The 21,542-nt window shown below is 45.4% G+C and carries 22 protein-coding genes; 12 read left to right on the forward strand and 10 right to left on the reverse strand.

Translation table 11 applies throughout. The annotated features are described in order from the left end of the window. Positions 1-23 precede the first annotated feature (23 nt). Positions 24-701: a DUF6624 domain-containing protein gene (locus CWM47_RS01830; RefSeq protein WP_157815876.1), complete on the reverse strand. Its 678-nt coding sequence runs from the start codon at positions 699-701 to the stop codon at positions 24-26. A gap of 81 nt (positions 702-782) precedes the next feature. On the opposite strand from CWM47_RS01830, the gene CWM47_RS01835 reads away from it, so the two are divergent. Then, positions 783-3,740: an alpha/beta hydrolase family protein gene (locus CWM47_RS01835; RefSeq protein WP_100986092.1), complete on the forward strand. Its 2,958-nt coding sequence runs from the start codon at positions 783-785 to the stop codon at positions 3,738-3,740. A 51-nt stretch (positions 3,741-3,791) separates the two neighbouring features. Beyond that, positions 3,792-4,946: a hypothetical protein gene (locus CWM47_RS01840; protein WP_100986093.1), complete on the forward strand. Its 1,155-nt coding sequence runs from the start codon at positions 3,792-3,794 to the stop codon at positions 4,944-4,946. Here the strand turns inward: CWM47_RS01840 and CWM47_RS01845 are convergent. Beyond that, positions 4,906-6,105 (reverse strand): alpha/beta hydrolase family protein, encoded by a 1,200-nt coding sequence (locus CWM47_RS01845; RefSeq protein WP_240625675.1) that lies wholly within the window; start codon positions 6,103-6,105, stop codon positions 4,906-4,908. The two genes, CWM47_RS01840 and CWM47_RS01845, sit on opposite strands and share 41 nt — an antisense overlap. A 302-nt stretch (positions 6,106-6,407) precedes the next feature. Here CWM47_RS01845 and CWM47_RS01850 point away from each other — a divergent pair, with 302 nt between their 5' ends. The 5 genes from CWM47_RS01850 (at position 6,408) to glgX (ending at position 10,651) form a co-directional block, all read left to right on the forward strand. Continuing rightward, the gene (locus tag CWM47_RS01850) at positions 6,408-7,121 is read left to right on the forward strand and encodes an OmpA family protein (RefSeq protein ID WP_100986095.1); all 714 of its coding nucleotides are present in this window, start codon (positions 6,408-6,410) and stop codon (positions 7,119-7,121) included. Positions 7,122-7,188: 67 nt separating this feature from the next. After that, positions 7,189-7,407: a hypervirulence associated TUDOR domain-containing protein gene (locus tag CWM47_RS01855; RefSeq protein WP_100986096.1), complete on the forward strand. Its 219-nt coding sequence runs from the start codon at positions 7,189-7,191 to the stop codon at positions 7,405-7,407. Positions 7,408-7,409: 2 nt separating this feature from the next. Continuing rightward, complete coding sequence (locus CWM47_RS01860; protein ID WP_100986097.1) at positions 7,410-7,757, forward strand: DUF3140 domain-containing protein; 348 nt, start codon at positions 7,410-7,412, stop codon at positions 7,755-7,757. A 177-nt stretch (positions 7,758-7,934) separates the two neighbouring features. Further along, positions 7,935-8,390 carry a ferritin-like domain-containing protein gene (locus tag CWM47_RS01865; RefSeq protein WP_100986098.1) on the forward strand — a complete coding sequence of 152 codons (456 nt, stop codon included), beginning with the start codon at positions 7,935-7,937 and terminating at the stop codon, positions 8,388-8,390. A gap of 134 nt (positions 8,391-8,524) precedes the next feature. Then, positions 8,525-10,651 carry a glycogen debranching protein GlgX gene (gene glgX / locus CWM47_RS01870; protein WP_100986099.1) on the forward strand — a complete coding sequence of 709 codons (2,127 nt, stop codon included), beginning with the start codon at positions 8,525-8,527 and terminating at the stop codon, positions 10,649-10,651. A gap of 156 nt (positions 10,652-10,807) precedes the next feature. Here the strand turns inward: glgX and CWM47_RS01875 are convergent, their stop codons facing one another. The 5 genes from CWM47_RS01875 to CWM47_RS01895 all read right to left on the reverse strand — a co-directional run bounded on the left by CWM47_RS01875 (position 10,808) and on the right by CWM47_RS01895 (position 14,672). Further along, positions 10,808-11,539, reverse strand: a complete 732-nt coding sequence (locus CWM47_RS01875) for a DUF3891 family protein (RefSeq protein WP_100993693.1) — start codon at positions 11,537-11,539, stop codon at positions 10,808-10,810. A gap of 83 nt (positions 11,540-11,622) precedes the next feature. Then, complete coding sequence (locus tag CWM47_RS01880) at positions 11,623-12,129, reverse strand: pyridoxamine 5'-phosphate oxidase family protein (RefSeq protein WP_100986100.1); 507 nt, start codon at positions 12,127-12,129, stop codon at positions 11,623-11,625. Positions 12,130-12,189: 60 nt separating this feature from the next. After that, positions 12,190-12,396 carry a DUF2188 domain-containing protein gene (locus CWM47_RS01885; RefSeq protein ID WP_100986101.1) on the reverse strand — a complete coding sequence of 69 codons (207 nt, stop codon included), beginning with the start codon at positions 12,394-12,396 and terminating at the stop codon, positions 12,190-12,192. Between the two features lie 285 nt (positions 12,397-12,681). Beyond that, positions 12,682-14,160, reverse strand: coding sequence for a hybrid sensor histidine kinase/response regulator (locus tag CWM47_RS01890; RefSeq protein ID WP_100986102.1), 1,479 nt, complete (start codon positions 14,158-14,160; stop codon positions 12,682-12,684). Between the two features lie 92 nt (positions 14,161-14,252). Continuing rightward, on the reverse strand, positions 14,253-14,672 hold the full coding sequence (locus CWM47_RS01895) for a response regulator (protein ID WP_100993694.1): 420 nt from the start codon (positions 14,670-14,672) through the stop codon (positions 14,253-14,255). 697 nt (positions 14,673-15,369) lie between these two features. On the opposite strand from CWM47_RS01895, the gene CWM47_RS01900 reads away from it, so the two are divergent. After that, the gene (locus CWM47_RS01900; protein WP_100986103.1) at positions 15,370-16,014 is read left to right on the forward strand and encodes a porin family protein; all 645 of its coding nucleotides are present in this window, start codon (positions 15,370-15,372) and stop codon (positions 16,012-16,014) included. 119 nt (positions 16,015-16,133) lie between these two features. On the opposite strand, the gene CWM47_RS01905 is transcribed toward CWM47_RS01900, so the two are convergent. Together CWM47_RS01905 and CWM47_RS01910 are read right to left on the reverse strand one after the other, a co-directional pair. Further along, a complete protein-coding gene (locus CWM47_RS01905) occupies positions 16,134-17,609 on the reverse strand; it encodes a sigma-54-dependent transcriptional regulator (protein WP_100986104.1) in 1,476 nt (491 codons plus the stop codon). 90 nt (positions 17,610-17,699) lie between these two features. Beyond that, entirely contained in the window at positions 17,700-18,074 is a 375-nt protein-coding gene (locus CWM47_RS01910) for a response regulator (protein WP_100986105.1), read from the reverse strand. Between the two features lie 493 nt (positions 18,075-18,567). Here CWM47_RS01910 and CWM47_RS37945 point away from each other — a divergent pair, with 493 nt between their 5' ends. From CWM47_RS37945 to CWM47_RS01925, 4 genes are all read left to right on the forward strand, one after another. After that, positions 18,568-18,735 (forward strand): lmo0937 family membrane protein, encoded by a 168-nt coding sequence (locus CWM47_RS37945; protein ID WP_111348847.1) that lies wholly within the window; start codon positions 18,568-18,570, stop codon positions 18,733-18,735. Between the two features lie 415 nt (positions 18,736-19,150). After that, entirely contained in the window at positions 19,151-19,402 is a 252-nt protein-coding gene (locus tag CWM47_RS01915) for a YtxH domain-containing protein (protein ID WP_100986106.1), read from the forward strand. 38 nt (positions 19,403-19,440) lie between these two features. Continuing rightward, positions 19,441-19,815, forward strand: a complete 375-nt coding sequence (locus tag CWM47_RS01920) for a YtxH domain-containing protein (protein ID WP_100986107.1) — start codon at positions 19,441-19,443, stop codon at positions 19,813-19,815. A 211-nt stretch (positions 19,816-20,026) separates the two neighbouring features. Next, positions 20,027-21,190 (forward strand): efflux RND transporter periplasmic adaptor subunit, encoded by a 1,164-nt coding sequence (locus CWM47_RS01925; RefSeq protein ID WP_100986108.1) that lies wholly within the window; start codon positions 20,027-20,029, stop codon positions 21,188-21,190. A gap of 77 nt (positions 21,191-21,267) precedes the next feature. On the opposite strand, the gene CWM47_RS01930 is transcribed toward CWM47_RS01925, so the two are convergent. Then, positions 21,268-21,540: a DUF4242 domain-containing protein gene (locus CWM47_RS01930; RefSeq protein ID WP_100986109.1), complete on the reverse strand. Its 273-nt coding sequence runs from the start codon at positions 21,538-21,540 to the stop codon at positions 21,268-21,270. Positions 21,541-21,542 lie beyond the last annotated feature (2 nt).

Consider the following 21,542-nt stretch of genomic DNA (forward strand, 5'->3'; position numbering starts at 1 on the left):
ACACAATGCTCAGGTATCAAGCATCAGAAAACGTACGTTTTACGAGCCTGCTCTACCGTTATGGCTGGCTCATAAGCCGCATTCAGGCGATTCGCGTTTTCTTCGACAGTAAGGTCAAAACCTGCTTCTTTTCTGCGTTCGTTCACCAATTTTGCATTGGCGATGGGCCAGACAAAACAGCGTGATTTCTTTGTCTGTTTGTGCTGTCGGCAGGTTACCTGTGTGCCATACAGCTGCGGCTTTTGCCCATGCATCAGTGACCGGTCAAGCATCATGGCATATTGGTAAAAAGGCAATTCCCCCTGATCGGCGGCTTTCTTTACCAAGGGCATGTATGTATCGATTTTGTTCGAATGCTGGATAATATAAAATACCACCTCATTGGTAGGTGCCCCCACCAGACTTTTTCCCGGATAGCCATGCTGTTTGAGAATTGCTTCGGCTCGTGCCAGATTCGCCGTGTCAATCTTTGTTTGTTCAGCCCAAAGCACACCGGCAAGTTTAGTACGATCTGTATTGTATACCTTACTCAGACTATCTGTCAGCGGCTGGTTGTTACCCAGCTTAGTTAGCCATTCCCGATTACGCTGGTCAAGCACATACATACTATCCAACTCATGTTTGAGTTCTTTAACCTGCTGGCCAAAGGCAACGCCGGATAAAGAGGCACTTAGACACATGATCAATTGTAAATATCTCATAAGTAATTGACCTATTAAGCGACACGACCCTAGTGGACGTGTCTTTTTTGTATTTTCGTTGGTTCTAAACTTTACTTCTTCATGAAGCACTTCAGCCAACTTTTACTCTGTTTTTTACTTTCGACTTCGCTCTTCGCACAAAGCCAGAAACGACCGCTCACAGCCGCCGATTATGACCGCTGGCAAAGCGTTCGATCCGAAAAAATTTCGGATGATGGCCATTGGATTGCCTACCAGATTGACCCGCAGGAAGGCGATGGTCGGTTGGAGGTAACCGCTACTGGTAGCAACACGAACCGAACGAAGTATGTTTTTCCAAGGGGCTACATGGCGCAGTTTACCCCCGACAGCAAGTTTCTGGTTATGCGGCTGAAGGCTCCGCTGGCCGATACCCGGAAAGCGAAACTCAAGAAGAAAAAGGCCGACGAAATGCCAAAGGACAGTTTGGCAGTCATGACGATGGCAACGGGGAAAACGACTAAACTCCCCAACGCAAAGTCTTTCGTATTCGGCAAGGATTCGGGTTCATGGTTGGCGGTGGTGCAGGAGCGTAAGGACAACAACGAGAAACCTACCCCAAAAACGATATCCTCAAAAGATACGCTGACACCCTCCGCCCCGATTTCGACAACGACCGTAGCCACGCGTAGAGGCCCTGTAAAGAAACCCAAAGGCGATTATCTGACGCTTCTGAACATGGCCGACGGCTCACAAAAAACCATTCGCTACGTGTCTGGCGTGGCTATGTCCGACAATGGTCAGGCGGTTTTTTACAGCAAAGAGTCGGCGAGTGATTCGTTGAAAACGGGCGAAGCAAGCATTCCCGGTGTGTTTTTGTTCAGTACAACCAACGGGCAAACGATGCTGGTTGATACCAGTTCAACGCGTAAGATTTACAAAGGCTTGGCAATCGACAAAGTTGGACAGCAACTTGTCTGGATGGCTTCTGCCGATAGTGCCGGAAGCGATGTGAAAGTATTTACGCTGTATTATAAAAACCTAGCACCCATCGCTTCCATAAAAGGCAGAAAAAACAAAGCAATAGCTCCCGAAGCTCCGTTTAGAATTATATCCGACACGACGACCACAGCCTTACCCAAACGCTGGTCGGTAAATGAATATCGCGAACCGAAGTTTGCCGACGATGGTAAACGGCTCTATTTTTCAACGTCGCCCATTGCGCCAAAGCCAACTAAAGACAGCCTGACGCCCGATGATGAGAAAGTGAAAATGGACATTTGGACATGGACCGATAGTCGGTTGCAGCCCATGCAGCAACGGCGGCTTAAAGAAGAAAAGGAACGTGGTTTTTTGGCCGTTTACGATCTACCTTCCGGCAAGGTCATTCCCTTGGCCACCCGTGAAGTGCCAACCGTTTCTTTCGATCCGAAAAAGAATTCACGCTACCTGTTGGGCCTGAGCGACCTGCCTTATCAGGTTCAGGCATCCTGGGACCCCGGCCATACCGACCTCTACTTGGTAGATACCCAAACCGGAGACAAGAAACGTATTGCCAATGACATCATGGCCTCTCAGCCTAAGCTGTCGTCCGAAGGTAAATACGCATATTGGTTTGATGAACGCGACTCACTCTGGCGGGCCTGGTCTATTACTGATGGAAAACGTATTGATCTGACCCATGGTTTACCAAGTAAATTTTTCGACGAAGAGCACGACACCCCAAACCTGCCCGGCTCGTATGGTTCGGCGGGCTGGACAACCGGCGACCGTTACCTCTGGCTCTATGACCGGTACGACATCTGGCAAATTGACCCAACCGGGAAGGAAAAACCCATGAACCTGACGACCGGCTGGGGCCGAAAAAATAAAATCCGCCTGCGTCGCGCGGAACTGGACAGCGATGATGATACGCCCGGTCGTCGGGATGGCGCTATCGAAAAAGCCATTGACCCTAAAAGTGAACTGTTCCTGACCGGCATTTGGGAAAGCGACAAAGCGACGGGTATCTTAAAAAGTAAAAATGGCCTGGCCGCTGTCGAACCAGCGGTCATCACGCGCAGTAATCACCGGTACTTTGGCTTGAATAAAGCGAAGAATGCGTCGGTAATGTCGTTTTACAAAGGCAACTACCAGGAGCCAATTAATTTATTCCAGACCGATACGACGCTGGTCAATCCGGTACAGCTCACGCATGCCAATCCGCAACAGGACAGCATTCGCTGGGGAAGCGTGGAAATTGTGAAATGGACTGGTACGAACGGTACAAAACTGGAAGGATTACTCTTTAAACCGGAAGGTTTCGACCCAACGAAAAAGTATCCAATGTTAACGTACTTCTACGAACGGAATGCCGAAACGCTGAACGATTACCGGGCGCCATCGCCGAGTCGCTCAACCATAAATATTCCGTTCTGCGTGTCGAATGGCTATCTGGTATTCGTGCCGGATATTGTCTACACGACTGGTCAGCCCGGCCCGAACGCTTATGACTGCGTTGTACCGGGTGTGTTGAGTTTGCTCGATAAAGGTTTCGTTGATCGCGACCGGTTGGGTATTCAGGGGCAAAGCTGGGGTGGTTACCAGACTGCTTACATCATTACCCGCACCAATCTGTTTCGTGCCGCCGAAGCGGGCGCTCCGGTAGCCAACATGACCTCTGCCTATGGGGGTATTCGCTGGGAAACGGGGATTAGTCGGGCATTTCAGTACGAGAAAACCCAAAGCCGCATTGGCGGTACGCTTTGGGATAAGCCTATGAACTACATCGAGAACTCACCCCTTTTCTTTGCCAACCGCATTGAAACGCCGTTGATGATGACCCATAATGACGCCGATGGAGCCGTCCCGTGGTATCAGGGAATTGAGTTATTTTCGGCCCTGCGTCGGTTGAACAAGCCGGTTTGGATGCTGGTTTACAATGGAGAAGGGCACAACCTGACCCAGCGGCACAATGCTAAAGACCTGAGCATTCGGCTGTATCAGTATTTCGATTATTACCTCAAAGACGCCCCCATGCCGGTCTGGATGAAAGAAGGCCGCAGTGCCGTTGAGAAAGATCGGGGCGAAATGAAATATTAAGTACTGTAAAAGCCACCACCATTACGTAATTACGAAATCTACAATCTCGAGATGAAACGCTTTTATCCCGCTCTTGCCCTTATAACGCTCCTATTTTTTTACGGCTGTAAAACAAACAAGTTACCAGCAGATTCCGGGTTGATCTCTGCCAGAATTACAAAAGAAGGTTTGTTAAACTGCTTCACCGCTGGTACTTCACTTAACGGACAAACCGTTTGGTGTGAAGCATCGGCGGTGCTGTACGATGGCAAAAATCTTTTCTTTGCCAATGACAAAGACATGCCGGTCGGCATGAGCCCGGTTTTTGAAAAAACGCCGGGTCAGCTAATTGATTCAACGAAAACACCGGTCTATCTGACACAACCCGTTTTTTCGTCGGCTCGTAAATACGAAGATTTTGCCCAATCGCCCGATAGTCCCAAAGGGACTCCTGGCTATGTTTTTTTGACAACTGCCTTCGATAGGGTAAAACCCGGAAGCCGTGATTGGGACAACTACAACACCATCTTATATTGGCGCAAAGGCGATGAACAGCATCCACACGTGCTGGCTCCCGACGATACCAGCCGCACATCCATTGGCTACCGGCCACAGATTGCCAAACTACTGGCTACGGCCGAATTTCCGGGTGCCCTACCCTATTTTAAAATTGAAGGACTGGCGGCTACGGATAGGCAACTGCTGTTCGGTATTCGGGAGGAGGGCAAATCGTATGAGAGTTTTTCCTATCGGGCAAAAATTATCAGCGTAACCTACCGAATCGAGAATACAGCCGCTGGAGAGCGCATCCGACTGGAAAACGACTGGAAAATCATCAATGACTTCGATATAGCGAAGCTGGATGCCAGCTTACCCAAGCCATTGGCTCTTTCCAGTCTGGAATACGATCCATACCGCAAGCGTTTCTGGATGCTCACCTCCCTCGAATTCAATGGCCAGTTAGATGGCTATATCTGGACAATTTCGCCCGAGGATTTGTACGCCAATAAACCCTTTACCCTTATTCGTGATGCCCAGGGCCAGCCCCTGCACACGGCCGGTCACAAAGCCAAAGACCTTACCTTTCTGGATGCTAATCTGGTACTAATCATCCACGACGACGACCGGGGGCGTACTAAAGTCGGCAATCTTACCCGACAACCCAATCAGGCGGCTTATAGCGTCCTTACTGTATCGCCCCAAAAAAATCGTAGGTTCCTAAAATGAATGCCAGAATGCCGGTTGCATGGGTAGCACCCGGAATGCGGATCAATTGTACACTGGTTGCACCCCGTTTTTGCATGGCGTCATAAGCATTCTGCGAATTTAGAAAGTCAACGATCTCATCGGCATCGCCGTGATAAAGTCGAGTTGGCGTTCGGGGTTTCCAGTCATGAACATCATTATCCTGTACGGCCTCCAGGAAAGCCTTGTCGGTACCATCATTAATTCCCTGCTTAAAGCTATCCGTGAAAATCTGGTTGAGACTAACATTGACTGATACATCTTTACCCTGTACCGTAATTTGCGTGGCATAAGGTTCCTTAAAGTACGCTGACATTGGTCGGTTTAGTCCATAAATGCGGTCGTAGGTCTGTAAAACCCAAATGTAAAGCCGATTGATATAATCAACGCCGGTCGTTTGGTTATTAATGATCTCCTTCATGAACGCCGGTTTGTCGTAGGCCCCGGCTCCACAGCTCGACGCCACCAGATTGAACTCCGTGTCGGCTTCCTCTTCAATTTTCTTTTGAAGCGACATGGTTGCGTAACCCCCTTCCGAATACCCGGCAATAAACAGTCGCTTGTCCCAATTGACCTTTTGATCGCTCAGAAAATCTCGGGTGGCGCGTAGCATATCGAGCGATGCCGTTGCCAGCCCATTGCGTTGCTCATAGGTGTGGGGCAAGTCTTTCGAGGCTCCATAACCAATATAATCGGGGGCAGAAATGATGTAGCCCTGCGAGGCAAACACTGACCCAAAACTATACGCTTCGCTGCTGGAACGGAAATTGGACGGTGCATCATTCTCGCTCGTAATCGTACCATGCTGCATACTTAACAGCGGTACCGCTGTTGGCACGTCGGGAATAATGAGCGCCCCAGATGCTTTAATTTTCTGCCCATCGGTATTTGTGGTTGTGTATTCCAGCCGATAAGCTTTAACACCATATCGGATAAAGAATTGCAGTGCGACATTGGCACCCGTAAAACGGCTCCGCAACTGGGCAGTAGAATACTCTCCGATCAGGGAGCTGGTTACCAACGTGCGGGCAGGAACCGGCGTAACAGAATCATTATTCTCAGACTGCCTGCAACTGGTTGGAGTTACCAGTAACATAGTGCCGAGAAGAAACAAGATGAGTGTTGATTTAAGCAATATCATGCAGATAAAAAGATGGAGTTGCTGGTCTATTTTAACGTTTATAATCCCCTTTTCGTTTGCATTTATTAACGTCTGTGCATTTGACCGGCGAATGTGGAACCCACTCCACAACAATAGGCATCTTACTTCCCGATTACTATATAAAATGACTTCGCTAAAACATAAGCAATGAGCTTTCTTCTTTGACTTTACCTACTGTCTATCAGCCACTTAATTGCCATAACAGGATAGTAACAAATTAAATATAGTAAACTGGTACAGCGTTTGGGTATCTATAGACAATACCAAATTCTCACAACACTATGAATAATACGTTGAAATCAGCCGGGACGAAATCATTTGCGGTCCTTATGGCCGCAGGTATTTTATCGGGTAATGTTTTAACAAGTTGCAAGTCATCAAGACAGTCGTTAAATCAAACACAACAAGGTGGAGTTATTGGCGCCAGTAGTGGTGCCGTTATTGGAGGTATCCTTGGCAACAAGAAAGGGAACACTGCTTTAGGCGCTATTATAGGTGCGACTGTTGGTGGTGCCGCCGGTGCTGTAATTGGCCGCCGGATGGACAAACAGGCCGAAGAGATGAAACGTCAAATGCCAAATGCCCAGGTTGAACGGGTTGGCGAAGGAATCAAAGTTTCGCTTGGCTCTGATATTTTGTTCGATGTCGACTCCTATACGCTGAAGTCGGAGACAAAACAACAGTTGATTGAGTTTGCCAAATCACTCAACAAATATGAAGATACGGATATCCGAATTGAAGGTCATGCTGACGCTACGGGGTCGGATGAACACAATTTGAAACTCTCTAATCAGCGTGCCGAAGCAGTTGGCAGCTTTCTTGAAGCACAGGGCGTGAAAACTTCCCGGGTTGATGAGAAAGGCTATGGCGAAGCTCAGCCCATTGCCGATAATACGACAGAGACAGGTCGTCGAAAAAACCGTCGGGTTGATGTAGCCGTTTTTGCAAACAAACAGCTACAACGCGATGCCAAAGACGGCAAAATCGGCGAGTAATAGTAAAGACAGGTGGCTGTACAGATAGTGTATGGCTACCTGAAGTTTTTGAGCAAACAGCAAATCTATGGCAACGGTAAAAAAGGGTGACGAGGTAACCTGGAACTACGGCAAAGGCAAAGCAAAAGGCACAGTAGCCGAAGTCCATGAGGACGATGTTGAGCGAACCGTACAAGGCGCTACCGTTAAGAGAAAGGGCTCAGAAGATGAGCCTGCACTGGTTATTAAACAGGGTGACAAAAAAATTATTAAGTCTTCCAGTGAAGTCACAAAAAACAAAAAATAGTCATGGCAGCAGTTACTGAAGAAGCGCACAGAAAAGCGCTAAAGCATGACTTTGATTCAGTTGTCAATATGTCTGCTTCGCAAATTGAAAAATGGCTAAAGACGGAAGAGTCAAAGTCGGTTGGCCAGACAAAAGAAGGAAGTGATGAGTCTATTGGCCACAAATCGGGCCATCGTATCATTGATATCCTTAACAAAAAAGACAGCGATTTATCTGACAGCGATTATGATCACATGAGCAAAGTGGTCAGTTATGTAAAACGCCATAGTGCCCAGCGTCCGGCTCATGTAGATGGTTCTAACTGGGAATATTCCCTAAAGAACTGGGGTCATGATCCTACAAAAAAATGAATGGACCATTTGCTCACTAACTAGATCAATTGCAGTCAATTTGGTTACTGATTAGTAGGAACGAAATGATTTAACCAACTTGATAACAATTAGTTAGCGAATTTAATTACACTTTCTGATTTACTCAACTATAACAAGTACCTAATTAAATTCACCCTACTTAAACACAACATCGTTATGAACGTTAAAGAAACAAGAGGAGAGATCCTGGATCAGCTTAGCCGACTATTAACCCTTAGCCATGATGCCGAAAAGGGATACAAAGAAGCGGCAGAGAATGCAAAAGACAACGAGTTAAAGAGCCTTTTTCTAACTCAGTCGCGCCAGCGGTCGGAGTTTGCCATTTCACTGGATCGAGAGATTCGCGCACTGGGTGGCGAACCAGACAACGGCACCAGTATTGCGGCTGATTTACACCGCGCCTGGATCAACATAAAATCGACATTTGCCTCCGACGACGATAAAGCAACCGTTCAGGAGTGCCACCGGGGAGATCAGGAAGCCCTGGATACATATAACGCCGTGTTGCAGGAAACAGACTTAGCGGCTAGCACACGCGAGCTATTGCTTCAACAAAAACAGAGCATCGATTCGGCTAATTCCACGATGGCTCGTTTGGCCTTGGTAGTGTAGTGAATGGTGGGATTAGAAAGCCTGCCCCCGTTGGGGGTAGGCTTTTTTGTGTTTAAACCACTCAGAAAACAATCCCAATTCACAAGGTGTTATCCTACCAATAAACTATATATAGTTCTCTACACAACAACGTCATGAGTAAACAGTCTAAATCGAATTTTTCCTTCGAGTCGATTCAATCCAAACCAGGAAAGCCTTACCCACTGGGTGCTACGTATGATGGCGAAGGTGTTAATTTTGCCCTGTTCACCGAAAACGCAACGGCGGTTTTTTTATGTCTTTATGATTCTGCCGATATAAACGAGGAGGTCGCACGTATATCGCTGACAGAAAGAACTGACCTTGTATGGCATATTTATCTTGACGGATTACAGCCGGGTCAACTGTACGGTTTCCGGGTCGACGGGCCTTATGAACCACAGGCAGGTCATTTCTTTAATCCCAATAAACTTCTGCTCGACCCTTATGCCCGCGCCATCAACGCGCCAATAAACCATGACAATTCCTGGTTAGGGTATAATTATAAGAAAGCCGCCGATGGTGAAGATGCCGATGCAGCCATTAGCATGAGTAAGGAGGACAGTGGTCCTTCAATGCCTAAAAGTGTTGTTGTCGATACGGCGTTCGATTGGGAAGATGACACAGCCCCCGATACACCCTTGCACCGCTCTGTGATCTACGAACTACACGTTAAAGGATTCTCACATCTGCATCCCACTATTGATAAAGACATTCGGGGTTCGTATGCCGGCTTGGGCACCCCAGAAAGTGTTGGATACCTCAAGAAGTTAGGCATCACGGCAGTTGAGTTGCTACCGGTTCATCAGTTTACTGACGAAAGCTATTGGGGGTATAACAGTATTGGCTTCTTTGCGCCACAAAACACATATGCGTCGTCTGGAATGGCGGGTCAGCAGGTTGTTGAATTTAAGCAGATGGTGAAAAATCTGCATAAGGCGGGGATTGAAATAATCCTCGACGTAGTTTACAACCATACCGCCGAAGGCAACCAACTCGGGCCAACGCTTTCATTTAAAGGCATCGATAATCGGGTATATTATCATCAGGTCGGTGATAATCCTGAATATTACATGGATTACACGGGTACAGGCAACACCTTTAACCTGAGTCATCCACGTGTTTTACAGTTGGTTATGGACAGCCTGCGCTATTGGGTAACCGATATGCACGTTGACGGTTTTCGGTTCGATCTGGCCTCTGCCCTAATCCGGACTGACGAAGAATTTGGCACCGTTTCGTCTTTTCTGGATACAGTGGCTCAGGACCCCATTCTGGCGCAGGTGAAACTCATTGCCGAACCCTGGGATATTCAGTCCTATCATGTGGGAGGTTTCCCGGTGCGATGGTCGGAATGGAACGGTAAGTACCGCGACACGCTGCGGGCATTCTGGAAAGGCGACGACGGAAAAGCTGCTGAAACAGCTACCCGCGTGCTGGGCAGTCCTGATTTGTATGCCAATGACGGTCGTTCACCAGCCAATAGTATCAACTTGATCACAGCCCATGATGGCTTTACGCTCAATGACCTCGTTAGTTATAACGACAAGCATAATGAGGCCAACGGCGAAGATAATAACGATGGGTCGAATGATAATTTAAGCTGGAACTGCGGTGCAGAAGGGCCAACAGAAGACGCGGCCGTTAACGAACTTCGTGAACGGCAGAAACGTAACTTCCTGACCACAATGCTACTCAGCCAGGGTACGCCCATGCTGGTAATGGGAGATGAGTGTGGTCGTACCCAACATGGCAATAATAACGGGTATAATCAGGATAGCGAAATTAGTTGGATGAACTGGCACTGGAGCGAAAAGCAGCAAGCTCTGTTTGAGTTTACGAGCCAGCTTACCGCCCTTCGTCATGATATTCCATTGCTGAGTCGGCGTCGGTTCTTCGGTAACGAACAGGTTGCGTATTTGCGCCCCGACGGAGGTGAAATGACTGGCGATGACCTGAACAATCCTAATACGCACTGTCTAGCACTTTTCATCGACGGTATGCGGGTCTCGGAACAAACCGAAGATGGGCAGGATATTGGCGACGAACAGTTGATCTGGATTATGAATGCCTATTGGGAAGATATTCCGTTCATGCTCCCCAAAATTGGCCGCAAGAGTTCGCTGTGGGAAGTTATCGTCGATACGGCGACTGGTAATGTTCACCCCGATGGTGACCCTATCAAAGGCGGTCATTCGATCGACGTTCCTGCTCGTTCGTCGCTGCTAATACGGCTTAAGTAAACATATGTTGATTACATAAAAAAATGCCCTGACATACTATCAGGGCATTTTTTTATGTAATTGGCTACTTAAAATTTCTTTTTGAGGAATGATAGAGGTATTTTCTGTAGCTCTGGACTTGGTTTAAAATTTAACCTGCCTATAAATGAGCAGAACTTAGTCTTGTCCAGTAAAAATCCACGTCTTCATAACCACCGGGGAATCCTGCAACGCGTTGTAAAGTTGTTTATCGTTTTTGAAGACTAACTGCTCGACCTTAAATATCTCAACATGAACTTCAACTGTTGGCGCATCAAATGGCCAGGGCTCCAAAGAGAATGATTCATCAATGCGCTTTCGGATGTAATAAGAAACCCCGTCTGGCCCAACGCTCACCTCCATTCGACGGCCCTCGGGCGGAACCTGATCCATACAAAGTACCAGTGACAAAGCATCGCACCATTGCAGGAAAGCGTATCCATACTCAGCTTCTGCTTTTGTAGCGTTTACTTCCTTTCGCCATTTGGTCTGGTTGGTAACTTGCTGATCTAAAAACTCGTCCAGTGCCTTGTCAGTACCACGCTTGGGCTCATATAGAAATGATGTGTGCATAGACATAAGCAAGGCATTCCAGCGGCTTTTTTGCAGGCCAATCTGGATCATTTGCTTACACTGCTCAGTCGAATACTGTAACAGTTGAAAATCAAGCGGAGCACCCGCTGTAGTTAGGTGATTCCGTCCTTCCCAAGCATCCTGACCATCATCATGCTCAGTTAGGGCAATCAACGTTTCGACCCAATGTGTGGGCCGTTTGTCAACCTGCCAATGCAAAGCGAACTGCACTGCCAGTAGACCATGTGCCTGTTGGTTAATAATCTGCCAACCGGTATCTATTTGGGTAACGATCATGGGAAAAAGTGAAAGAGCGAAAGACTGAAAGAGCGAAAACAATTCTGTTAACACGCTCTTTCAGTCTTTCGCTCTTTCACTCATTAATTATTGTATACCTTCTCGTTTTCGCCCATTTTTGGTGGGTTGCCCGTAATGGCAGCCGTAGCTTGCTGGAACAAGCGCACCATAGTGCTGTCACTTGCATTCCAGTACTCCGCCATGTCGATATGTACTTTCAACAGAATTAATTCGGGATCGTCTTTTCCTTTCGGAAACCAGGCTTTCGCCTGTGGATTCCAGAGTGCGTCAACTTTAGCACGATCGTCCAGTTCCTGAGCCGTACCCGACACCGACACATAATCGGCATCACTTACGTCGGCAAAAGACAGATTCACTTTATGTTCGTTATTAGCAATCTGATCAACCTTGGGCGACGAGCGCTTCGTGAAGAACCAGATCGTACCGTCTTCGTCTACCTGAAGGGCAGCCATCGGACGACCTACTAAATTTCCTTGTTCATCAACAGTTGTCATCATGGCGATACGAATGTCTTCGATCATACCGCTGATTTTTTCTAACTGTGTGTTGGTTTGTTGTTTCGTTTCCATAACGTTATTTAGTAGCAGATAAGTAAATTGGTACTGGTTGACCAACTAACAAATCTTTAATTAAGCAAATGTGCGTGCTTGAACCCAAGCTTGTTCCGAACTGGCTTTGCGAGCCCATCGTCTAGCTTCATCGACACTAATGGCCACAGCTTTCTGGTTGTCTATCTGCCCTTGTTCAAGCAGCTGATTAGCTATTTCGATTGCTTTTGCCCGAGTACTTGGATTAAGCGACCGCATAGCCGCCGGGAAGTGCGTTGTTGACCACATAGCGTTAATGAATTGGTTACCTATTCTATTAGCCTATATTGTGCCAGTATAGTATGAGACATAACATAAGAGGCACCGCCCCCAACAACTATTTAACTATCAATAAGTTACTCTTTGTTATCATTTATAAATCTGTAAAAGTACTTAGGCATTTGAGTCCTGAATGTAGAAAATAGACAGGATAGTGGGTATATTTCTACCCATACATTCCACAAAAAAGCCAGCTCCTTAGCGGTGCTGGCCGTAAATGTGAACCAAAATTCTGCTACCTGAATAATCTGGCAGTTACCTTGGGAAATAAAGTCGGAATGTTGTTCCAACTCCTGACTGGCTTTCTACTTCAATCGATCCCTTATGGCTGTTAATGATATTCTGTGTAGCCGTAAGGCCTAAGCCCATGCCACCCGACTTTCCCGTAAAAAACGGGTCGAACAGCCGCTGTCTGTCTGTTTCATTGATACCGCCACCATTGTCAGCCACTTCTACATAAACGCGCTTATCATCCGTACAATTTGTTTTGACAGACAATATGCCTTTGCCTTCCTGCATAGCCTCAACGGCATTGACCAGAATATTGAGCAAGGCAGTTTTAACCTGATCGCGGTCAATAAGAGCGTCGCAGTTGTCGATAACGAAATTCGTTTCAAGCCGCATGCGCTTTAACTTAATCCGGTCACTAACGAGTTGCAAAGTCTCTTTCACCACCAGATTGAAATCCTGCTTTTTACGGTCCAGATCGCGGGGCTTCGAAGAGTTGAGCATCTCGGTAATAAGCTGCCCGATACGATCTACGTTACGGCCAATGATGTCGGTAAACATCGTAATGTATTCATTGTCCGTATCCAGTTCGTCTTTCAACTGCTCCAGTGCCAGGCTCAGGTTCGTAAGCGGGTTACGAACTTCATGGGCTATACTTCGCGCAATCTTACCGGTCATGGTCAGCTTTTCGGCCAGAATAAGGTCCTGTTGTGCTTTCTTCTGCTCGGTAATGTCGCGTACTATACCCTGATACCACTCAGGTCGGCCACCAAGGTCGTCAACAGCCCAAACCGAAATCAGACAGATACGTTTGCGCCCGTTGCGATGGATAAGCGTCGTTTCGAAATCTTTTATTTGTCCGTGTTCACGAACATTGAAACGCAGATTACGGAGGTGATTCAAATCGGCAAACAGGCGAGCCGGATTCAGACTTCGTAACTCATCCCGGCTGTAGCCCAGCAATTGCTCTACCGACGAATTGGCATCCTGAAACCGTAATTCGTTGCTAGCCACGAAAATGGCATCTATAGAGCGTTCAAACAGGGAGCGGTATTTATTTTCTTTTTGCGCCACTTCGGCCAAAACACTAGCCTGCCGAAGGGCATACCGAATACTGCGTCCGAGGAGTTGGGCATCTATCCGACCCTTTACCAGATAATCGGCAGCGCCGAGTTCAAGGGCTGATTGATCGACGGTCAAGTCATCCTGTCCTGTCAACAAAATCATGGGAGCCCGACAACCTCGACGGAAAGCTTCCTGAATCAGATCAATACCGGTATGATGGCCCAGCCGGTAATCGACCAGATAAACATCGTGCTTATGCTTATCAATCTCCTCCAGAGCAAGATCATAACTATCAACCCAATCAAGCTTGATCGTTGCATTTTCCTTTGCTGATACCAGTGCTTTTGTCAGCAAATAATCATCTTCGTCATCTTCAATAAGTAAGACACGAATCGTTTCTTTTTCGTCGGCAACGTCAAGTAAAGCTGCAACGGGAGTCATAAATAAAGTGCAGTTAATAGGTACCCGGAAACAATAAGCAGCGAACAAGCAGCCGTCTGGCTAACTACCTTATTAAGCAGCAAGCCTACTCCTTACGGTAATTTCACGGTGTCCATCCAATAGGTTTTCAACGCACCAACCATTTCAACCAACCGGTTGAAGTTAAAGGGCTTTGTTACAAATGAATTAACGCCAAGTGTATATGTCTTTAATATGTCTTCGTCTGCCGATGATGTAGTCATGACGACTACAGGTAATCGGCGTAATTTGGCATCATCTTTAATTTCACTGAGTGCCTGAAAACCGTTTTTACGAGGCATATTCAAGTCTAGAATTAACAAGTCTGGCCAGGGAACCTCTTGATTGGCATATCGTCCACTCTGACGTAAATACTCCATCAGTTCTTCACCATCTTCCACAAATTTTATTATTTGTGTATAGCCACTCTGTCGAAGAGCACGTTCCATGAACAATCGATCATCAGAATCGTCATCGGCAATGAGAATGGTCATAAGGGCTGGCTTACGGTGCATACAGGTAATATTGGGTAAAGCAGTTACGGCTACGGCAACAAAATTAATTTTCACAGATAAGTAAATGGCGTGAATACAGTTTTTGTAACTGATCAACGCCTTTAACACTTAAAGTAAACTTACTGACAATTTATTCTCACCATTCAAAGATACTCAAAAACATTAATTTATGAATGTCTTATCAATGGCTAATTTGAAGGTTAATTTACTCCGATTTCAATACTAAACCTACAACTAACTACTTCATAATCAAACGAAAAAAGAAAATTAACAAGAGAAAAAACTTATGTAGTTCAGATGCAAAAGCAGCCAATAGAAGGATACAGAACCCAAATAAAGGAAACTCTACAGATATTCTCAAGAAATTTACGTTGAACGGTAGATGATTCAAACTAGGTATATGTTGATTGTTCTTCGAGTTTCTAGGCAGACCCTGTTACTTACCTACGTATAATTCATAAAAAAATTGACTAACGTACTCTACAACTTGGGGAATTTCTTCCGCAATAAATCAAATTCTGGTATCAATTAATGTTTATAAGAAAAGAGTGCAAATAGGTATAATACAACACTATACGCCCTTTCTGAGCAAATAGGCTAGACTTGGCACGATTTTAACCTATTAGTGATTCATAACAAGCGCAATTTATGCGCAATTACTAATTCACTAATAGTTATGAAAAAGTCAGTAAATACCTTGCTTGCAACAGCCATGCTGTTAACCGGTATATTCTTCTTAAACTCATCAGATGCATCGGCACAGGGGCGGACCCGCGTTGGTTTGAAAGGCGGTTTGAACGCCAGTTCTCTTTTCTATGACAGCCAGAACGCCACAAACAAAAATGAACGTATTGGTTTTCATGTGGGCGTATTTGCCCAGGCACCTGTAGGCGAATTTTTTGCCATTCAACCCGAATTACTTTATATGACTAAAGGTGCCTCTGCCGATTATAATGCCCTTGGCTTTACAGGTAAAAACACATTTAAATTAAACTACGCCGAATTACCTGTATTGGCCACATTTAAACTTGGACAGGCAGTAGAGCTACAGGCTGGTCCCTATGTTTCATATCTGCTTAATTCCAATATAAATTCAAATGGAGATTTTGGTAGCGGCACGAGTGCTATTAACCGGGACAATTTCAACAAAGTTGACTACGGTATTGCGGGTGGCCTGAATATTTACTTTGGAAAGGCTTTTGTTGGCGCTCGTTATGAACAGGGTTTAAAACAAATCGCCAACAGTGGCGCAGCCAAAACGCTGCTAGGTAGTGCAAAGAATGGTGTTGGTCTGATATCAGTAGGCTTCAGCCTGAATTAACGTTGAATAAATTTTGAGTGACAGAATGAAAATGGAAGTGGGTACTATAGAAAATAGGTTTATCCTATCGATTCTAGTACCCACTTCCATTTTATCATTCAAAATTCACTCATTCAACATTATAAATGTATATCGTACGCTTTCAATTTGTTATAAAGCGTTTTTCGGTCGATGTTAAGGACTTCAGCTGCTTTTGTTTTGTTATAACCTGTCTTCTCCAAAACTTTCAAAATAGCTGCCCGTTCTGCATTTTCTGAAACCGACTTTAAGTTGGCTGCCGATTGGCTGAATACCGGCACCCCCGGGCGGGCGGGATCGTAACTAATCTGGATACCCGGTGAGCCAGCATCTTCATGCGAAAAATACTGGGGCGAAACGATTTCCTGAGGCAGCACATCAACTTCAATATATTCTCCCTGTGTGAGCAACACAGATCGTTTCACTACATTTTGCAACTCCCGAAGGTTGCCATGCCAGTAGTATTCCTTTAACTTTTCTTTCGCTTCTTCGTCGAAACCCAATATCTCTTTTTCCAACTGGACATTGGCCGACTCCAGAAAATGCTCCGCAAAAATCATAATATCGGCCTTTCGCTCACGCAGGGGCGAAAGATGAATTTCAAACTCTGCGATACGGTGGTAAATGTCTTCCCGAAATTTCCCTTGCCGAACGGCCTCCCGAAGATCTTCATTCGTTGCTACAATAATCCGAACATCGACCGGAATATCCTGATTACTGCCAATTCGCCGGATTTTGCGTTCCTGCAATACCCGAAGTAATTTAATCTGGTTGTCGTAAGACAGATTACCTATTTCGTCCAGAAAGATTGTTCCACCATTTGCAAACTCGAAACTACCGGCTTTGTCGGCCATAGCACCCGTAAAGGAACCTTTCACATGACCAAACAATTCACTACCGGCCAGTTCCTTTCCTAGAGCGCCACAGTCAATTGCCACAAAAGGTTTGTCGGCACGTTTACTTTTCAGGTGAATGGCATTAGCAACAAATTCTTTGCCCGTTCCGGTTTCACCGGTAATAATAACCGACATATCGGTGGGGGCAATCAGGTCAATATGTTTTTGAAGTTGTTCGGCAGCGCGGCTCTTACCAAATATAAAACGCTTTCCATCGGGTGTCAAAGAGACTTTAGATGAAGCCTGTTTTACTGTGGGTGTTTTAGCGGAAGATCCTGCGCTGGCTGAGGAAGAGCTTTTGGGCTGGCTCAACGATTGACTGCGTCGTTCAAGAGCACCTTTTATCGTATATAAAATCTCGTCGGGGTAAAGTGGCTTGGTAACATAGTCATAAGCACCGTGCTTAACTGTTTGCACTGCCACCCGAACGTCAGAATAACCGGTAATAATGATGACGGCCGTTGTTGGGTGCATCACCTTAATTCGGCGAAGCATTTCAAGGCCATCAATATCTGGAAGTTTGAAATCGCAAATTACTAATTCGTAAGCCTCTTTTCGTAACAGAACAAGACCATCATCGCCCCGCTGCACTGATGCCGTTTTGTATCCCTGCTTGGTCAGAAAACGTTCTAAAAGCAGGCATATATCATTATTGTCGTCAATAATCAGAATTTTTTCCATGAATAGGAAGCAGCTTGTTCAAAAGACCATGCACGGCCCAGCGCAAAATGCAACAATAAATGCCTTAGCTGGCTGTATGAACAAAGTTACTCAAACCTGAATGGTTTGCAAAGCCGTTTCCACAGATCGGCGGGTGAAAGGTTTCCCTATAAAATAGTCAGCACCTTGCTCGGTTGCACGACGTCTTTCGGCTTGGCCATCAAAAGCACTGATCATTATTATTTTAGCTTCGTGCTGTCCTTCTTTGATAAATGGGAGTAAATCAAAGCCTAAACCGTCGGGCAGGTTTAAGTCCAGAAAAATGGCGTCGAACTGTTGTGAATCTAACCATTGGCGACCCTCTTCAATGAAGTGAGCGCATGTTGGTTGATAACCCAAACGGCGCAGAAGTCCTGATAATAGCAAACATATATCTGCTTCATCATCTACAATTAACACTCGTTTAGCCAGCGATGTTGTATTCATTACGGTCGGTCTGAATTGAGATCCCGCATTGGCTCCTATTATCGGTCTTACCACGGTATTTTTGTTTTCTATATTCCCTGTTGACATATTCTCTATATAAAATATGATGCCGGAAATGTGGCAATGCGTTAAAACTACTTAATAATACCTGATAAAGACCATTAACTTACCCTTTTGCGTTTTTTTGCCTGTTTGTTTCCCTCCAACAACCATGATTGTTTGATGAATAATTTATCATGAATATGGGTAATTTCTCTACGATTATTCCCCATTTGTAGAATTTATTCCACACCTTCTTCGGTATATCTATTAACTATTCTTCCAGAGTAGACGATTAGCGCAAATTTATTAATGTCTCATTTCCAAGCCCATAGGGCTATTTATAACCTAAAGGTCAAATATGCAGATGTGGTATAAACTGAGTTGGCACAAATTTTTCTCTTAAGATTGACAGTTGCGAGACATAGTCTTCTGATTTACTCACGAAAGAATAATGGGAAACCTTCTCTACACAATTGCAGTAATACTCATTATCATTTGGCTTCTTGGGTTTTTAGGTGTCTTAGGTACAGGTATAGGTAGCAGCAGTCTGATCCACGTTTTACTGGTAATCGCCGTCATTGCGATTATACTACGGTTGATTCAGGGACGCGGTGTGTGAGAAGAGAAGTACCAACAGCGATATTGTTTAATAGATAATGTCAATTGTTCAAAGATATTCCTGATTAGGAAATTTCATTTTAGGTTAAGTACAAGTTACGGTGGGTACGGAATCCCTGCGCCAAATTGAGCGCGGGGATTTTTATTTTTAACTTATTGTTGAAAAAGGCTAAGTTTATGTCTTGCAATGGCGAAGTCATGATATCCACAAAATGTCAAGTACGGGGTATTATTGCGTAAAACGTGGACGCCCTTGTAGAGAAAAGTCCTCAACTGCTTAACTTGATTTCAGCGGAGACCAGCCATATAATTACTTAACTTACAGTAGGTTATCTACCAAATACAATTACTGGTACGGATTTTTCTATGCGGTTGGCATCAGTATTAAGTTTATCATTCACAAAAGTTTAGAAATTATGAAAGCATTGCCAGGAATATTAGTAGGTCTAGCGGTTGGCGCTGTTGTTGGTATTCTCCTTGCTCCTGAGAGCGGTCATAAAACGCGTAAGCGTATTTCGTCGGAGTCTGACTCGTTCTTTAAAGACTTGCAGGATCAGCTTCAATCCGGCTTGGAGAGCATAAAGAGCCAGTATAATGACTATGTTGATTCGGCAACCGAAAAAACACAGGATCTGGTTAGCCAGGCCAAAAAGAAAGCAAAACAGTAATCAAACGCACGACAAACTCACCTAAAACGATTAGACTAATGAGAAGCACGAGAGATTTTCTGACCGGTATTATCACAGGCGTTGTTATTGGTATTTTAACAGCTCCTCGTAGCGGTAAAGAAACACGCGATAAATTAACTGAAGAAGCTAACAAGCGTAGTGGCGACCTGAAAGATCAGTGGGAGAAAGGTGTGTCGCAAGTGAAAGATGGATTAGAGCAGGCTAAAACCCAGGTAAATCAGTATACCGATAAAGCTAAAGAGCAGTTTAATCAGTATAAAGATCAAGCACAATCTGCCATCAATAAGGACAAAGATCAAGTAAAAGACCAGTATAACGATAAAGTTGATGAATTAGCCGATGATGCTAAATCTGGTATTGACAACGCTCAATCGTCTATCAAGGTCAATTAAGTAGTAATACTTGGTTCCCTGAACGTTATTGATAGTAGCCCCCATTGGTTCTCCAGTGGGGGCTACGCTTGTTTAGGGGGTTTAATAACCTTTTAATTTTGGTTTAAGAAGCCTTTAATTAGGTGTGCAGACCTTTGTAGCGGAAAACATAGCCATGAAAAAATACGTCCTTTTCTTGTTCCCTCAACTCTGCAACCATTTGAGGTCCATCATGCGAACACTATTGACTAAACAACAAACGATTACGTTACTTCCAGTCATATTGCTCAAGCCTGTCAAAAAGGGAAGGCACTTGCACCTGTATGTATTAGCGGCCCTCCTGGCAATCGTTAGCTTAAGCAGTTGTGGCAGTTCAGCTAAAACTGAAAAAGCCACGCCAACGCAAGCAGAACGAGGCAGCAATCTGCTTGCCACGGCTACCTACGATGTCGCAAAGCTGGAAAATGCCCGAAACGAACTAAACCTGACGGGCAAGATTACGTTTAATCAGGACCAGGTGGTTAAAGTGTTTCCGTTGGTAGGTGGTCACATCGAAACGATCAAAGCCGACTTGGGTGATTATGTAAGAAAAGGGCAAATCCTGGCAGTCATTCGTTCTGGTGATCTGGCCGATCTTGAGCAGCAGGCAGTATCGGCACGGGGAGAACTGGCGGTAGCGCAAAAAAATCAACAGGTTACGGAAGACATGACAAAGGCCGGTTTAAGCTCACAACGCGAACTTGTAGCCAGTCAGGAACAACTTCAGGCGGCTAAAGGCGAAGTAGAACGGGTGGGCGAACGGCGTCGGATTGTAGGCGGCACGGGTTCTGTTTATCTTGTCAAATCGCCAATGAGCGGTTTCATTGTCGAAAAAACAGCTTCTCCCGGCATGGAGCTTCGTTCCGATGATCCGGAGAATCTTTTCACTGTTTCTAACCTCGATCACGTTTGGGTGCTGGCCAATGTATATGAGTCTGATCTGGCTAATGTTCATGAAGGCGATGCCACAACAATTACGACCATCTCCTACCCCGATAAAATCTTCCACGGCAAAATCGACAAGATTTTTAATGTTCTTGACCCAGACAGTAAAACGCTGAAAGTGCGCGTCACGCTCGACAATGCCGATTATCGGCTCAAGCCCGAAATGTTCGCCAATGTTAGTGTTACCTACGCAGGTCACGACCAGCGCATAGCCATTCCGGCGGCTGCGGTTGTTTTTGACAAAAACCGCAACTTTGTCGTGATGGTCAATAAAGCAAACCAACCCATTGTACGCGAAGTGGAGATTTATAAAACGATTGGTCAGAAAACGTATTTGACAAGTGGCATTGCCCCCGGCGACCGTGTAGTAACAACAAATCAACTTCTGATTTATAATGCGTTAGGCAGCTAACTACGTCAATATACAGGTATAAAAAATGCCCGTTACAACCGATTGTAACGGGCATTTTTTATACTGAACACTACGGTTTACTCAGCAGTTGTTGGATCAATTATGGTCGACACTTCGCTTATAACGTTGGCAGGGAATCCGCCCTGCTTAGCATGTTCCCGAACCATTTCTTCGTTTGGCGCAATGTAAACACAATAGATTTTGTCGCCCGCCACATAGCTCTGTACCCATTGAATCTGCGGCCCCATGTTCGTTAGAACGTTACAGGAAGTTTGCGAAATTCCTTTCAATTCCTCTGCTGTCAATTTACCCGCACCCGGAATGTTCCGTTCAATTACATATTTCGGCATCA

It is taken from the genome of Spirosoma pollinicola (assembly GCF_002831565.1).
Taxonomy (GTDB): domain Bacteria; phylum Bacteroidota; class Bacteroidia; order Cytophagales; family Spirosomataceae; genus Spirosoma; species Spirosoma pollinicola.

Excerpts from the sequence above, each read along its gene's own strand:
- CWM47_RS01920 (WP_100986107.1), top strand. The coding sequence starts at position 19,441 with ATGAGAAGCACGAGAGATTTTCTGACCGGTATTATCACAGGCGTTGTT.
- CWM47_RS37945 (WP_111348847.1), top strand. The coding sequence starts at position 18,568 with ATGGGAAACCTTCTCTACACAATTGCAGTAATACTCATTATCATTTGG.
- CWM47_RS01905 (WP_100986104.1), bottom strand. The coding sequence starts at position 17,609 with ATGGAAAAAATTCTGATTATTGACGACAATAATGATATATGCCTGCTT.
- CWM47_RS01910 (WP_100986105.1), bottom strand. The coding sequence starts at position 18,074 with ATGAATACAACATCGCTGGCTAAACGAGTGTTAATTGTAGATGATGAA.
- CWM47_RS01885 (WP_100986101.1), bottom strand. The coding sequence starts at position 12,396 with ATGTGGTCAACAACGCACTTCCCGGCGGCTATGCGGTCGCTTAATCCA.
- glgX (WP_100986099.1), top strand. The coding sequence starts at position 8,525 with ATGAGTAAACAGTCTAAATCGAATTTTTCCTTCGAGTCGATTCAATCC.
- CWM47_RS01860 (WP_100986097.1), top strand. The coding sequence starts at position 7,410 with ATGGCAGCAGTTACTGAAGAAGCGCACAGAAAAGCGCTAAAGCATGAC.
- CWM47_RS01840 (WP_100986093.1), top strand. The coding sequence starts at position 3,792 with ATGAAACGCTTTTATCCCGCTCTTGCCCTTATAACGCTCCTATTTTTT.
- CWM47_RS01835 (WP_100986092.1), top strand. The coding sequence starts at position 783 with ATGAAGCACTTCAGCCAACTTTTACTCTGTTTTTTACTTTCGACTTCG.
- CWM47_RS01890 (WP_100986102.1), bottom strand. The coding sequence starts at position 14,160 with ATGACTCCCGTTGCAGCTTTACTTGACGTTGCCGACGAAAAAGAAACG.
- CWM47_RS01855 (WP_100986096.1), top strand. The coding sequence starts at position 7,189 with ATGGCAACGGTAAAAAAGGGTGACGAGGTAACCTGGAACTACGGCAAA.
- CWM47_RS01845 (WP_240625675.1), bottom strand. The coding sequence starts at position 6,105 with ATGATATTGCTTAAATCAACACTCATCTTGTTTCTTCTCGGCACTATG.
- CWM47_RS01865 (WP_100986098.1), top strand. The coding sequence starts at position 7,935 with ATGAACGTTAAAGAAACAAGAGGAGAGATCCTGGATCAGCTTAGCCGA.
- CWM47_RS01900 (WP_100986103.1), top strand. The coding sequence starts at position 15,370 with ATGAAAAAGTCAGTAAATACCTTGCTTGCAACAGCCATGCTGTTAACC.
- CWM47_RS01930 (WP_100986109.1), bottom strand. The coding sequence starts at position 21,540 with ATGCCGAAATATGTAATTGAACGGAACATTCCGGGTGCGGGTAAATTG.
- CWM47_RS01925 (WP_100986108.1), top strand. The coding sequence starts at position 20,027 with ATGCGAACACTATTGACTAAACAACAAACGATTACGTTACTTCCAGTC.
- CWM47_RS01915 (WP_100986106.1), top strand. The coding sequence starts at position 19,151 with ATGAAAGCATTGCCAGGAATATTAGTAGGTCTAGCGGTTGGCGCTGTT.
- CWM47_RS01895 (WP_100993694.1), bottom strand. The coding sequence starts at position 14,672 with ATGACCATTCTCATTGCCGATGACGATTCTGATGATCGATTGTTCATG.
- CWM47_RS01830 (WP_157815876.1), bottom strand. The coding sequence starts at position 701 with ATGAGATATTTACAATTGATCATGTGTCTAAGTGCCTCTTTATCCGGC.
- CWM47_RS01880 (WP_100986100.1), bottom strand. The coding sequence starts at position 12,129 with ATGGAAACGAAACAACAAACCAACACACAGTTAGAAAAAATCAGCGGT.
- CWM47_RS01875 (WP_100993693.1), bottom strand. The coding sequence starts at position 11,539 with ATGATCGTTACCCAAATAGATACCGGTTGGCAGATTATTAACCAACAG.
- CWM47_RS01850 (WP_100986095.1), top strand. The coding sequence starts at position 6,408 with ATGAATAATACGTTGAAATCAGCCGGGACGAAATCATTTGCGGTCCTT.